This is a genomic window from Micromonospora taraxaci, from assembly GCF_007830095.1.
Classification (GTDB): domain Bacteria; phylum Actinomycetota; class Actinomycetes; order Mycobacteriales; family Micromonosporaceae; genus Micromonospora; species Micromonospora taraxaci.
The window spans coordinates 6,271,839-6,285,182 of record NZ_VIWZ01000001.1 but is presented as its reverse complement, the minus strand read 5'-3'; the positions used below and the strand labels follow the sequence as shown (position 1 = coordinate 6,285,182).

The window sequence follows — 13,344 nt, the reverse complement described above, 5'->3', positions numbered from 1 at the left end:
CTCTCCTCCGGTCATCCGAGGAACAACTGTCGGCGGGCCGCGGAGGCTTCGAACGCCTCCAGCCGGCGCTGGGTGTCGGCCGGCGCGGCGTCGCAGATCGCCTGCAACAGCACCATGGCCAGGGTCATCGGTGCGGTGTGCAGGTCGAACACGAGCTGCGCGCCGACCGCGGCGGGCAGTACCACGTGGGCGTGCTCGGTGGCCGGGCTGACCGGTGAGTCGGTGATCGCCACCACTGTCAGCCCGGCGGCGCGCGCGTCGCGTAGCGCGTCCAGGGTCTCCCGGGGATAGCGGGGCAGGACGAAGGCGAGCAGGGCGGATGCTCCGGCCTCGGCCGCCTGCTCCAGCCGATCGGTGAGCAGACTGCCGCCGTCGTCGAGCACCCGTACGTCCGGGTGCACCTTGGCGGCGAAATAGGCGAAGTACGCGGCCAGCGGCGCGGCGGCGCGCAGACCGAGCACCGGCAGCGGGCGGCTCTCGGCGAGCAGCCGCCCGGTCTCGGCGATCCGGTCCCGGTCGGCGAGCTGACCGGCCAGCCGGTCCAGGTTGCCCATCTCCGCGCGTACCGCCTGCTGGAGTTCGTTGCCGGCGTCCGCCGACCCACCCGGCGTGCCGGCGGTGAGGTCGCGCAGCCGGCGGCGGAGGGCCGGATAACCGTCGTGCCCGAGCGCGACGGCGAACCGGGTGACCGACGGCTGACTCACCCCGGCGAGGTCGGCGACCTCGGCGGCGGACAGGTACGCCACGGCGGGTGCGTGCTGCACGAGGCAGTGCGCGATGCGGCGCTGGGTGGGCGTCAGCCGTACCCCGTCGAACAGGTCCAGCACCTGATCCACTGATGCGGCCGTCGCTCCTTCATTCACTCCGCGACTCTATGCATCAAAACTTTCAGTCGGCAAGGGTTGGCGCAACCCCCTGTTCTCCTGAGCTGTCGCACGGCCGACCGGCGGGCCGCTGGGATGGCGTCGGCTCTGTAGGATCCGCTCGGCGGTTGAGCGGAGGAGTGGGATGCAGGCGGAGAGCCCATACAGGTATACGCATATGTTGGGTGCGTGCCAGGTTGGCAAGGCCTGGGCCGCGGTCGACAAGGAAGGCCAGTTCGCCACGGTGGCCGTGTTGGACGGTGCCGCCGCGGCCGACGAACGGTGGCGCGCGGCGTTCGGTGCGGCGGCCAACGCGTTGGCCCAGGCCGCCGGCGGTCACCCCTACGCGGACGCCGACCTGTCAGCGGCCCACCCCTGGGTGGCCTACCGGGCCAACGAGGGGCACGCCCCGCAGCGGCTCTTCCAGAGCCTCGGCCTGGACTACCAGCCGGTGCCCGACCTGCCGGTCTCCGCGCCGCCCGCCTCGGCGCCACCTGCCTCCGCGCCGCCGGTGTCCGGCGTGCCGCAGCAGGTCAGTGGGCCACCGACGCCGGTCTCCGGTACGCCCGAACTGGTAGAGCACCCGCCGCAACTTCCCTGGGCGATGCACGCGGCACCGACCTCGGGGCAGCCGGTGTCGGCGTCCCCACAGCCGGTCTCGGCCGCGCCGTCCTCACCCGCGTCGACGCAGCCGGTCTCCGCTGCCCCACAGTCGCCGGTCTACACCACCAGCGCCGAACAGGTCTCTCCGTTCGATCCGTTCCCCACCTCCGGGGGCCGGCGGATCGCACCGGTGGCTCCGAAGCCGAGGCGGCCCAACTGGATTTTCATCACAGGTGCGGTGGTGCTCACCTTGGTCGCTGGCACCACTGGATTCGTCGTGGGCCGTAGCGGCAGTGACGGAGGGTCGCCGAAGTCGACTGCGGCGACCCTGCCGCCGTATGAGACGACGCAGCTGTCCATCAACAAGACCAAGTTCCTCGAGAGCGAATTGGCGCCGCTGGCCGAGCCCTGGCTGGCGCAAGCCAGCTCCTGTGCGGCCTACGACGAGCCGGCCGCCCCGAAACTGCCGGCTGACGAAGCGCAGCATTTCTTCTGCCACTATGGCAACGCGTTCACGCACTTTGTGCTCTATCCGACCAAGAAGGAGAAGGACGCGGCCCGCGCGTACCGCCTACAACTCAACCTTGCCGGCGGGGCGCTGGCACCGGGGTTGCGCCAAGCGACCCGTACGAAGGGCAACAAGTCCGGTGTCGAGGGCAGCTACGTCGAGTACGCAGTCACCATGCCCGACGGCAGGACCCTGTGCGGTCTCTGGTGGGATCGTGACGACACGAATGGCGTCACCTACATCGAGGCGCTCTGCAAGGAGAGCCTCGCGGGCAACTGGGATGCGTTGCGCGATCTCTGGCGTCGCGGTAGCTGAGCGAGGGTCGGACGCAGCCGACCGTGACGGCGTTCGGACCACAAAGGCCTCCGGCTGGTGAACCCGCTTCACCAGCCGGAGGCCTTTGTCGTCGGGTCACTGCACCTTGATGACCTGGAACTCGACCGTGCCGGCACGGTTGAACGTGAGCTGGCGGTACTGGAAGGCGTCGAAGGGGGCTTGCCACGCCAGTTCGGCGGGCAGCGAGACCAGGAGCGGGCCGTCGGTCAGCGCCTCCGGCAGTCGGAAAGTTCGGTCGTCGGCACCGACCTCGATGGGTGACCAGTCCTTCAGACCGAGGTGCACCAGAGAGGCCAGCATGCTGCTCGGCTCTGGCCGGTAGCGCGCGACGAGCATCTCGCCTGTCCCGACCTGCGGCACAAGGACGGGCGTGCCCGCCGTTACCGGCTGCGAAACCGTCGTCTCTGGCGCTGAGCAGCGATTCAGGCTGTGGTGCAGTACCGTCCAACGTTCGGCGCGGGCACCGACGCGATAGTTGCAGGCCAATGCGAGTAGGTAGCGGGGAGTGTCCCAGCGGATGTTGCGGTTGTCGATGCCGAGCGTGGCTTCCTGAAGCACGACCTGGTCGGCTGGCGCCTCAATGAGCGCTTCGGCGTTGAGCTGGTCGAGGTACGGCGTATACGCCGAGAACGTCTGGAAGACCGGAACCGGGTGCCAGTCCAACGAGTAGGCCCACGGCAACGTCAGTTCCATCGGGTCGACGTGAACTGGGCGACCGCGAAGCTCGCTCACGATGCTCTCGGGCAGCTGGTAGGTGTCGCGGGCCCGTGCCCTGCCAGCCTCTACCGAGGTCAGGCGATAGTCGTTGTTGATGAGCAGTTCGATGCCCGTCCGCCACTGGTTGCGTGCCAGGAAGGGATCGTAGTTCGCGAGACTCGAGGGTGCCATGAGGAACGCCGCGGCCGCAGCCGCCAATGCGACTGCCGGACGCCCCACCCAGGTGGTGAAGCCGACGATCAGGAAGCCCGCTGCCAGGAAGAACGAGACCTCGTGGGCCGGGTCGTGCCGGGTGAACCCGTGCTTGAATCCGAACGCCAGCATGACGGCCGAGACCACGACGATTCCCGCCGTTGCGACGGTCTTGTGGCGTACCGCTAGGCGTAAGGCCAGGAACCCGACGACGAGCGCAAGGAACCCTGCCGTGAGGTAGCCGAAGGCAAACTCGCCCTGCTCGATGGCGAGGGCTTCCTGGTAACCACTGGAGATCTCCTGCGAACCGCGTACCCACGGCACGATGTCCGTGATGCGCTGCCCAGCGCCCACCCAGAGAACCAGGAATGTCACCACAAACGTCGCCAGGGCCCGGCCGACGCCCCTGATGAGCTGCCGCACCGAGGCGACGCTTACCGCAACGAGGCCGGCCAGGGCAAGAAGCACCACGCCTTCGGAGAATTTGACCTGTAGCAGGAGGGTCCCTACCGCAGTGAGGAGGACAACGGGCACGGCGTCCCGCCAGGTGTCGATCCGCCGGGTGAACCTGTCGTGAAGCGTCAGGAGGGTCAGCAGTAGGCCCGCGTAGACGAGCCTGCCGCCCGGCCCGGCTGGGGCGCTGGCGACGGTCACCGCGAAAGCGATCACGCCCGCGACGCCGCCGGACCACCGTGGTCGAACGCAGAGGTAGACGACCCAGTAGAGGGCGAGAACCGCTGCCATTCCAAACAGGAAACCCAGCGCGGCCTGTGTTCGGCTCACATGTTGCGGCCAGTCGAGGAACCCCCACGGGCCATAGTTGAAGACGATGTCCTGCCCGAAACGCAGGTTGTCCGATACGGCGAAGCCGATGCCCGCCTGCCAACTCGGGTCAAAACCCGGCGAAGGTATCAGGGTAGACGGAACGCCTGCGATCAGGGCGGTCAGGCCGAACCACAGGAGCGCGGCAGTCCCTGGCAGTCGTGCGACCAGCTCCCTGGATCGCGATTCGAGCCGAAGCCTGATCGGGGCGGCTTTCTCTGACCTGACACCCTCATCCGAGGCGTCTTTCGTGGCCGAGGCTGATTCCGTGGCCACTGCGGATTCGTGGCTTTCCCGCTCGGTTGCTTGCATCCGGTCCGTCCATTTATTGGCGTCTGATTGATTATTTTGTTTGAGGCTTCAGCGTGGTTGTTCAGTCGCGTATCTGGATCAAGCACGCGCAATTGGTGCTTCGCCCAACTGTTCCGCGGGTCTGCTATTTCTCGCTGATCAATACGACGGGCTCGACTCCGCCGGTCACCTGCTCGACCCGATAGTTGGCGAGTACCGACCGCCAGGCTTCGGCTTCCTCGCTGCTGACAAAGGACCTGATCAACCAGATGCGGGCACCGCCCCGCTCCGCAGCCAACTCGATTCCGCGCTCGACGCCCAGCTGGACACCTTCGGTATCCGTTTCGGGGATCACGACGACGTCCGACCGAGAAGGCATGTCGACCCACCAGCCAACGGTGTTGGTGTACGGCGCAATGAGCTCGATCGAGTCGCGTTCGGAATAGAACGCGAAGCCATACCACGCCAAAGGGTTCAGGATGACCACGTCGTTGCGTGAGCGGTTCTCGTTCACGTACTGGGTCGCTGAACGCACATCCGTCATGGCGATCGGGGTGCGTTCAAGCCCGGGCTCGTCTCCATCGAACCGGTACCAAGCACCGTTGTGAACGGTGAACGCCCCGAGCAGGACCACGCAGATCGCCGTGATCGCGACGGTGGGCGGGGTGCGGTGCAGCACGTGGCTGACGAGCCCTACCAGCAGGGTCGCCACGCCAACGAGGCCCACGCCGGCCATCGCCGCCGTCGTCACGAGGAGGAAGTGTGAGGTGCGCGGGTCCAGGAGGGGGTACACCTCCGCCACTCCAAGGATGATCACCGTTACGGGCAGCGAACTCACCGCGATGGCGGTGGCAGGGCGACGTAACCATGCGATGGTCACGATGCCAGCGACGGCAAGACCGCTGATGAGCGGCACGGGCGCACCGATGACGGACGTCAGGTTGTGAAGTCGCTCTGACAGGTAGGCGGACAACTCGTGCGGCTGTGGAAAGGCAGCAGCCCAGAACGCCCGCATCTCGTCGGTTCGGGCCCGTGCGGAGAAGGCGACGTAGACGGCCGCCGCGAGCCAGCCCGCGATGAAGCCAGCCACGGCCACTTCGAGGAGTCGCGCCCACCGACGTCGCAGCAAGTTGACCAGGAACATCCCGCTGAACACACCTGCCGCGATGATGGCGGTGACGTGGCTGATCAGCATCCCGACGCAGACTGCGGCAACCAGCACCCCTAGCCGCCTGCGTGACCATGTCCGCTCTGTCCATGCGGTGATGGCGAGCATGCCCACCGTGACGGCGGCATCGGCGGAGTACTGCTTGAGGTCGTGGCGGACCTGCTGGGCCGGGAGTAGCAGGACTGCCGCTCCAGCGACGGCGCCCGCCACGATCCCCAGTCGGCGGGTCGGCCACTGCGGGAGACGACCGAGCGCGTACGCCACCCCAACAGACAGAACGTGAAACGCAAGCGGCACAACGCGCAGGTCGTCGGAGTCCGGGACCAACCGCAGGAGAAGGCTCCACCCGATCGGAGTCGACGACGTCGTCACGGGCAGGTCAGTGAGCGGCATGCGTACGGAAAGCGCCACCCATGCCTCGTCGAGCCAGTACGGCGCGGAGAGCATCGTGCGGACGTCGTGCACAACCGGGACGGCGGCGAGCAGGACGGCGACGACGGCCCAGTCCGTGCGGGTCGGTCGACGACGCTTTACCGGAGCCGGCAACGGGGCACGATCGCTCACGTTCCTGGTCATGAGTTGCGCGACCACGATGCCTCCCATCCTGGAAGTACGGACCATAAAGCGCTACGCGTAGTTCTGAGAGCTAGACGCGGTGACACTGTCCGCCGAGCCGATCAGTAGACGGTCGCTGTACAGCTCAGCTGTCCCGCCGACGAGGAACATGAAGCCGTACCAGAGTAGAGAGTCCTTCCGGAGCACGCCGAGCATCGGCAGTGGTCCGATCTCCCTCGTCAGCCAGACGCCCTGCTCTGCGTTGCCATGACGGAACTGGCTCCAGCAGAGGGCACCGAACATGGCGAGCAACGCGAGCAGGGGAATCCAGCGGAGTTGCCGGCGGAGGATGGTGAGGACGGACAGGACGGCGACCAGCAGGTAACAGAAGATCTCGTAGGCGAGAGTCCACAATGACCCGTTGAGCGTATTTCCGCCCTGCCACCGCCAGTACGGCGTGTCACCCTGCAACAGGTCGGCGATCCCGAACTGACGAAGGCCTCCCCACCAGTTCTGTCGTAGATAGTCGAAGGCCCCGTTGGGACTCCGCCACAGGCCTGTGACCGTGCCGTGCCGTTCGAGAAAGAGCACGGGTGCGAACGCGAGCCGAAGAGCGCCAAAGCTGTTCGCGCGCCTGTCGTAGACCTCGGCGAACGGCCGCGACACCGTCGAACGCCGCACCAGGCCTGGTAGGAAGGAGAGCAACGAAGGTCGCCTGCGCTACCTGGCTCCTGTGGAGCTGGATGGCGAGGGCCTCGGTTCGCCCGGAACCTCTTGAGTTGGCACCGACGAGCCGATCAGGCGTGCCGCCTGCCGATTGCGCCGCGAGGCCAGCGGCAGCCCGACGAGAAACTCGGGGAACATGCCGAAGAACGTCTTGGCGCTCTGCAGCTCCAGCGTGTGCGCGCGGGACCACTGGAACGAGTTCGTCGCGCGTGCCCAGTGATGGGTCCACCGGACGTCGCCGGTCAGGGCGACAGGCATGCCCTGTCGCCACGCCCGCAGCCCGAGCTCATGGTCCTCGTAGTAGAGGAAGAACTGCTCGTTCCACCCGCCCATCGCGAGGAAGTCGGCGGTGCGGGCGGCGACTGCGGCACCCATGGCCCAAGCGACGTAGACCGTCTCGCCGGGCTTGGCCATCACCCGGTAGGTCGCGTGCATCCGGGACAGGGGCCAGATCTTCCGGTTGCCCAGCTTGGCGGTGGCGTAGGGGAATCCTCTGCCGTTGGGCTGGGGAGTCCCGTCGGTACCGATCAGCTGAGGAGCCACCAGGCCGCCGTGGGTGTCGAGGTGCTGCTTGAGCACGTCCATACCGTCCGGGTCGATCTCAAGGTCGGGGTTGGCGAACACCACGTATTCACCGGCGGCCTGGCGTACCCCGACGTTGTTGGCCTTGGAGAAACCGACGTTCTCCGGTAGCCGGATGACCCGGGCACCCAACTCCTCGGCCACGACGACCGAGTCGTCGGACGAGGCGTTGTCGACGACGATCCACTCGTAGGGCTTGGCCGCTCGCCAGCACCGGCGGAGCGTGTCCGCCGAGTTGTAGGTGACCGTTACGACAGTCCACTGGTGTGCTGACATCATGCTCTCCGAGTTGTCAGATAGCTGTAGAGGGACGCGAAGCCGAACCGCTTGCCGTTCCATTGCCGCCTGGCGGTCGCGCTCTCCATCAGTCCTCGCGCGATGCCGCGAAGGAACGGCCGGAGCAGGCCTTGACGGATGCGCCGGGCGGCGAGCGCGAGGTGCGCCAGGGCCAGTACCGGCATCGCGATGAGCATCAGCGGCCAGGTGAATACCCGGGCCGCGACCAGGAGCCGGTTTCGGGCCAGCAGGAAGGCTCGGAAGCCCTGGAGCTTGTTGTCACCCTCGACGCTGTGCCCACCCGCGTGCGGGAGGATGACGTCGAGCGCGCGAGTCCGCCTACCTGACGCGTAGAGCCGGTAGGCCAGATCGGCGTCCTCGCCCCAGGCGAAGAGGTGTTCGTAGAAGCCGCCGAACTGATGGAACAGTTCGGTCGGGAAGACAGCTGCGCCACCCGACGGGCCCAGCGGTCCCCGCGCCACGGTTGCCGTCCGGTCGATGAAGAGTGAGATCGGATTGACATCGATGCCGACGTACTCGCCGCCGTGCATGGCCAGACCGACCGCGATCGGCGTGCCAGGGTCCTCCGCGATGGCGGCGCACACCCGTGCCAGTGCGTCGTCGGGCAGCCACACATCGGGGTTGAGCAGCAGGACGTGGCTCGTCCTCGCGGCGGCCACGGCGCGGTTGCAGCCGGCCGCAAAACCGGGATTCGACGAGTCGGGAAGGTACTCGTACCGCCCGTCGTCCAGCCAACCGGCGATGACCTTCTCGCAGCCGTCCTCAGGCCAGTTGTCCGCGAAGATGAACCGCACCGGGAGCCCCTCGGCGCTGCGAACCCAGGTGGGCAGCGTCTGGGTCAACATGTCGTTCGAACGGTAGAGAACGGTGACGACTGTCAGCGTTTCATCCACTCCGGGATCCACCTCATCGGTTTGCTAAGTAGGTACAGGGCAACAAGGCCAGGAGCGAGGGCCAGCCAGAACGGTTGGACCACCGGATAGAGCTCGTAGACGCCGAAGGTCGCGAAGTAGATGACGAACGCCCGGGTCAGGTGATGCGCGGGGCTCCAGGCGGCCGCGAGCCGACGGTCGATGACGCCCACGCTGAGGCCCAGCAGACCGAGGAAGATCACGGCGCCGATCGGCCCGTAGTCCAGCAGGGGTATGGCGACGAACGTCGCGGTGTTCATGTAGAACGGCTTGCTCAGACCGGCGGTGATGGCGTACAGGTCCGCTGGCCCGAACAGCCGATCTCCTACCGAGCCGGTGAAGGTGATGGTGTACCGCCCCCAGGTGGGCGGATGCTGCTCACGCACTTCCCACAGCCGCCCGAACGTCTCTACGGAGCTGCTGAGCGACAGGTCCAGCGACCCGACGCTGGCGTAGAGCGGGCTGGCGCCGTACTGCGCCCGGAACTGGTCCTCGAACTGTCCCGTGCCGGCGAGCGTCCGTTGGCCGCCGAGGAAGACTGCCGCGCCTACCGCGACCGCTCCGATCACGAGCACCACGAGCGACACCCGCAGCCGGTTCTTCGGGCTGATGGTCGCCGAACGGCGGACCGAGAGCGCGGCTACCAGCGGGGGCACGATACCCAGCAGAACGGAGTTCTTGCTCGCGCCCAGAGCCGCGCCGAAGGCGAAGATGACGACGAAGACGACGTACGCCCACCGTCCCTCCGCCTTGCCGGTGAGCGCTCGGAGCAACGAGACCGCCAGCCCGATCCCCCAGAACTCCGAGAACAGCCCGGTGATCAGGTTGGATCGAAGTCTGACCGCCTCACGTGCGGCGTCCGGGTTGTCGGCGAACAGCGGCGGCACGTCACCACGGAACTTCAACGCCGCGCCGATGACGGCGAGCAGGAGCAGGAAGAGTACGAAGACCCGGAGTCGACTCTCGGCGGGCCAGCGCAGTTCGGCACGCTCGGATTCGAGACCGGTACGGCCCGCAGCCGGGCGCGTCGTCACGGCCGGCATGACGAACGTGTCCGCGGTCGGCGTCGACTCGACCGTCTCCGCGGTCGGCGTCGGCTTCTCGGAACGACCCCTGGCTGCCGCGAGTCGACGGCCGAGATACCAGGCACCGAGGAAGCAGGCGGCGTAGAAGCCCAGAACCGGCACCGCGGCGGGGCCGGCCGGGGAGTCGTACGGCCCGGGAATGGTGAGGACGGCGAGGAAGACGAAACCCCAGGCGGCCGTGCAGATGGCGAGCCACATGTGATGACGGAAGAGGAGGGCCGCCATCGCGAGGAATGCTGCTGCGACACCGAACTCGACGTCCCACAGGAAGACCGCCGCGACGGCGACGACCGCTACCACCCACGGCACGAGCGCCCGGAAGCGATTGGGTGTCACGGTGCTGGTCGTGGGGGTCACAGGAGGGACCTGTACAAGCTCTGCCATCGCTCCACACACCTGTCGAAGGCGTACTCCTGGGCGTACCACTCGGCCACCCGCTGCGCCTCGTCGGCCGCGCGGCGACCGACGGCCTGCCGAATGGCTCCGGCGAGCGCGGCGGGCGCGAGGTCCGCCTGGAAAGCCAGGGTCCCCGTCGCGTGCCGGGTGACCTCGGCGAGGCCGCCGGCCCCGGTGTGCACCACGGGTACGCCGAGGGACAGCGCCTCCAGCGCGCTGAGCCCGAACGACTCGACCCGGGACGGCACCACGAGGCAGTCGATCTCCTGGAGGAAGTCCGCAGCCGTGACCCGGCCGACGAGTTCGAGGTTCGGCTGGGGGGCGATCGCCACCGTGCCGGCGCCGGCGACCTTGAAGTCCAACTCCGGGAGGAGACCGGCGATGTCGGACAGGAGGTCGACGCCCTTCTCCTTCTCCAGCCGGCCGAGATAGCCGACCACCGGCCGGCGACCCGGCTCCGGGGTGTGCGCGGGTTTCGGGCTGGGCCAGGTGGCGGGCAGCGGGTTCGGGATGAGGTGGATGTTCTTGACGCCGCCACGGTCGCGCAGCTCGGCGGCCTCGAACTCGGACACCGCCACGGTCGCGTGTGGACGGGCGCGACGCATTGCCAGGTCCAGCGTGATGTTGGACTGGATGAGCGCCTTCTGCTGGAACGATCCGGCGGTGTCCCGGTACTGCCAGAGGCTGTTGTGCAGGGTGACCACGAGGGGGGTGCGCCTGCGCTCCATGCTCAGTGCGGCGCGGCAGTGCATCGCCGCGGACAACAGGTGGGCGCAGACCACGTCCGGCTGGACCTCGTTGACGAGGCGGCGAATCTCCCGGGCGTAGGCGAGGTCGACCCGACTGGTCGCGCTGAGCCCGATCCACGGCACCCCGGCCTCACGCAGCGCGTAGCCCACCTCGTCGTCGGAGGTCGCGGCGATGACCTCGACGCCGGTACGGGCGTGCGCCGGGATGATCTCCGTCAGGATGCGTTCCGCGCCGCCGAGCTGCCGCCTGCCGGAGCCGCCTGTCGTGCAGACGAACAACACCTTCATCAGGGACGCAGCCCCTCGACGGCACCGCGTGCGATGGCGCGGCGAACCGGGTTTCCGCCCACCGCTGCGCGCAGCAGGACGCCACCCACGTACGCCGTCGTGGCGATGCGGCCGCGCCGCCCGCCCATGGTCCGGCTCGCCCGGATGAACTCCCGGGTGCGACGCTCCGAGATCTCCTCCTCGGACCAACGCCGCTTCGCGGTCGCGTCGTCCTCGTGCATGATCACGGCCTCCGGCACGTACGCCAGTCGCAGGCCCTGCTGCCGCACAGCCCAGCAGAGGCGCATGTCCTCGGAGTAGAAGAACGAGGTCTCGTCGACTCCGCCGATGGCGTCGAAGGTGCTGCGGCGCATGGCGACGAAGGGCCCGGTCAGCCAGTCCGCCTTCTCCGGCGGCGCGACGATCCGCAGGTTCGGCAGCACCATGCTCAGCCCGGTGGCGTGGGCGAAACCGACACCCAGGCCCAGGAACCGCCCGCCCTCGGTCTGCGACACACCCTCCGGCGTCACCACCCCCGGGAAGGCTGCGCCCACCTTCGGGTCCTCCAGGGCGGTCAGCAGTCGGGCCACGGCATCGGCGTGCACGATGATGTCGTTGTTGGAGAGGATCACGTTTGCCCGGCTGGTGTGCCGCACACCGAGGTTCATGCCCCGCGCGTACCCCAGGTTCGAGCCGGACTGGACGTACCGGACCCCCTGCTGGGCGCAGAACTCGCTCAACGACTCCTGGATGTGCACGGAGCTGCCGTTGTCGACGACAACGATTTCTGCCTCCGCCGGCAGCGACAGGACACAGGCGCGGGTGCGCTCAAAGTCCTCCCAGGCGAGGACAACGATCGAGACATCCATGTCATACCGTCCCATGATTCGGCGACTGCGCTCGTCGCAGGCTTGCTCGGGAAGCGAAAGCGTGCACGGCGTAGGCGAGTGTCGAGGCGATGGCCGCCCCGACCACACCCGCCCACGGGATGATCGCAAAGTAGGCGGGAATCGCGAACGCCAGGGTGATCATGGCGACCACGGTCGTGGCCCGCTCGCCCCGCCTCTTCAGTAGCAGGGCGCTCCAGCTCTTGCCGGCGGCGGTTGCCAGCGAGCCGGGCAGGAGGACGAGGCCGAGGATCCAGGCGTGCCGGTACTCGGGCTGGAGGTAACCCAGCACGCCGAGCCCGAGGACCGCGGCCAGGGCGACCGGCAGAGCCGCGGTGACCACGGCCCTGGTCGGGTCGGGCCCGTCGGTGCCGTCCCGGCTGGCCAGGATCCGCTGCGCCCGAACGACGGCACCGGCCTGCGCGAACTCCAGGGCGGCGACCGCCAGGGCGTACACGCCGAGGGGACCGGCCCCGACGAACCGGGCCACCAGGATCTGGTTGAACCGGAGCGTCATCATCTGGGCGAAGATCCCGAGGTGGAGATTGCCGACGGCGGCCAGGTCGGCGCGGTAGTCCAACGCGCTCGCCTCCGCCCGGGGGGCCCGACCGATCCGGCGCAGCATGCCCAGCACCAGGCCGCACACAGCCAGCGCGCTGACCCACTGGACGACGAGCCACACCATGCTCCACAACCCGCCGTCGAGGTAGCCGGCGAAGTACAGGGCGACGTAACCACCGACCAGCACCGCCCCGCTCGCCGCACGCAGCGAGTAGACCGCCATGAAACTCTTCTGCCGCAGCGCGATCGACGAGACCGTGTTGAAGATCGTCAGACCCGCCGCGGACCCCACCCCGACCAGGTAACTGCCGATCCCGGCTACCGCGGTGAGGACGGCGGCGGCGACGACGGAGAGCAGGACCGAGGCCGCCAGCATCGCGAGAACCCAGGGACGACCCCGGGAGAAGACCCAGCCACCCGGACGGGACAGGAGGAACGTGTCCAGGGACAGACCACCGACTGCCGCGCCCAGAGTCGCGCTCACCATGTTCGCCGAGAGTTCACCGCGCTCTGCCGGAGGCAGGGCCACCGACAGGACCGCCGCCAAGCCGGTCAGGCCGAGCGCGCCCATGTAGAGGCGCTCGGGGGCGATGAGCCGCCGCAGCAGCCCCACGATGCGGGGTTTCGGGGGTGGATTGGTGCCTGGACCCGGCGATGGCCGAGCAGCATTGGCCAGCGACACGCTGTTCTCGCCCCCGATTTTCGACACAGTGCAGTACGACGAGTCACACGCCGCTGGCACTTTCTACCCGAATGAGATGACGCCTGCAATCGCCCGGGCGGCCCTATCCGAGAGTGCCAAAACACCTGCCGTTGTTGACAAACGGG

11 protein-coding genes are annotated in these 13,344 nt (G+C 68.1%); 1 reads left to right on the top strand and 10 read right to left on the bottom strand.

Going from position 1 to position 13,344, the window contains the following annotated elements; translation table 11 throughout:
• Nucleotides 1-11: 11 nt before the first annotated feature.
• Complete coding sequence (locus tag FHU34_RS28455; protein ID WP_145785259.1) at nt 12-863, bottom strand: MurR/RpiR family transcriptional regulator; 852 nt, start codon at nt 861-863, stop codon at nt 12-14.
• A 178-nt stretch (nt 864-1,041) separates the two neighbouring features.
• Here FHU34_RS28455 and FHU34_RS28450 point away from each other — a divergent pair, with 178 nt between their 5' ends.
• Complete coding sequence (locus tag FHU34_RS28450) at nt 1,042-2,289, top strand: hypothetical protein (protein ID WP_244311867.1); 1,248 nt, start codon at nt 1,042-1,044, stop codon at nt 2,287-2,289.
• 96 nt (nt 2,290-2,385) lie between these two features.
• Here the strand turns inward: FHU34_RS28450 and FHU34_RS28445 are convergent, their stop codons facing one another.
• The 9 genes from FHU34_RS28445 to FHU34_RS28405 all read right to left on the bottom strand — a co-directional run bounded on the left by FHU34_RS28445 (nt 2,386) and on the right by FHU34_RS28405 (nt 13,129).
• Nucleotides 2,386-4,353 carry a hypothetical protein gene (locus FHU34_RS28445; RefSeq protein WP_145785257.1) on the bottom strand — a complete coding sequence of 656 codons (1,968 nt, stop codon included), beginning with the start codon at nt 4,351-4,353 and terminating at the stop codon, nt 2,386-2,388.
• 124 nt (nt 4,354-4,477) lie between these two features.
• Nucleotides 4,478-6,091 (bottom strand): hypothetical protein, encoded by a 1,614-nt coding sequence (locus FHU34_RS28440; RefSeq protein WP_145785256.1) that lies wholly within the window; start codon nt 6,089-6,091, stop codon nt 4,478-4,480.
• 36 nt (nt 6,092-6,127) lie between these two features.
• A complete protein-coding gene (locus tag FHU34_RS28435; RefSeq protein WP_145785255.1) occupies nt 6,128-6,721 on the bottom strand; it encodes a hypothetical protein in 594 nt (197 codons plus the stop codon).
• Between the two features lie 54 nt (nt 6,722-6,775).
• Complete coding sequence (locus FHU34_RS28430; protein WP_145785254.1) at nt 6,776-7,639, bottom strand: glycosyltransferase family 2 protein; 864 nt, start codon at nt 7,637-7,639, stop codon at nt 6,776-6,778.
• The gene (locus FHU34_RS28425; RefSeq protein WP_244311866.1) at nt 7,639-8,553 is read right to left on the bottom strand and encodes a glycosyltransferase family 2 protein; all 915 of its coding nucleotides are present in this window, start codon (nt 8,551-8,553) and stop codon (nt 7,639-7,641) included. Before FHU34_RS28425 ends, FHU34_RS28430 begins: the two co-directional genes overlap by 1 nt.
• Nucleotides 8,538-9,992 (bottom strand): O-antigen polymerase, encoded by a 1,455-nt coding sequence (locus FHU34_RS28420; RefSeq protein WP_145785253.1) that lies wholly within the window; start codon nt 9,990-9,992, stop codon nt 8,538-8,540. Before FHU34_RS28420 ends, FHU34_RS28425 begins: the two co-directional genes overlap by 16 nt.
• A gap of 17 nt (nt 9,993-10,009) precedes the next feature.
• Nucleotides 10,010-11,089 carry a glycosyltransferase family 4 protein gene (locus FHU34_RS28415; protein ID WP_145785252.1) on the bottom strand — a complete coding sequence of 360 codons (1,080 nt, stop codon included), beginning with the start codon at nt 11,087-11,089 and terminating at the stop codon, nt 10,010-10,012.
• The gene (locus FHU34_RS28410; RefSeq protein ID WP_145785251.1) at nt 11,089-11,937 is read right to left on the bottom strand and encodes a glycosyltransferase; all 849 of its coding nucleotides are present in this window, start codon (nt 11,935-11,937) and stop codon (nt 11,089-11,091) included. The genes FHU34_RS28415 and FHU34_RS28410 overlap by 1 nt, the downstream gene beginning before the upstream one ends.
• A gap of 1 nt (nt 11,938) precedes the next feature.
• Nucleotides 11,939-13,129 carry a polysaccharide biosynthesis protein gene (locus FHU34_RS28405; RefSeq protein WP_244311865.1) on the bottom strand — a complete coding sequence of 397 codons (1,191 nt, stop codon included), beginning with the start codon at nt 13,127-13,129 and terminating at the stop codon, nt 11,939-11,941.
• Between the last annotated feature and the right edge of the window lie 215 nt (nt 13,130-13,344).

Coding starts and splice junctions, on each gene's coding strand:
- FHU34_RS28430 (WP_145785254.1), bottom strand. CDS start 7,639: ATGTCAGCACACCAGTGGACTGTCGTAACGGTCACCTACAACTCGGCG.
- FHU34_RS28450 (WP_244311867.1), top strand. CDS start 1,042: ATGTTGGGTGCGTGCCAGGTTGGCAAGGCCTGGGCCGCGGTCGACAAG.
- FHU34_RS28445 (WP_145785257.1), bottom strand. CDS start 4,353: ATGCAAGCAACCGAGCGGGAAAGCCACGAATCCGCAGTGGCCACGGAA.
- FHU34_RS28410 (WP_145785251.1), bottom strand. CDS start 11,937: ATGGATGTCTCGATCGTTGTCCTCGCCTGGGAGGACTTTGAGCGCACC.
- FHU34_RS28415 (WP_145785252.1), bottom strand. CDS start 11,089: ATGAAGGTGTTGTTCGTCTGCACGACAGGCGGCTCCGGCAGGCGGCAG.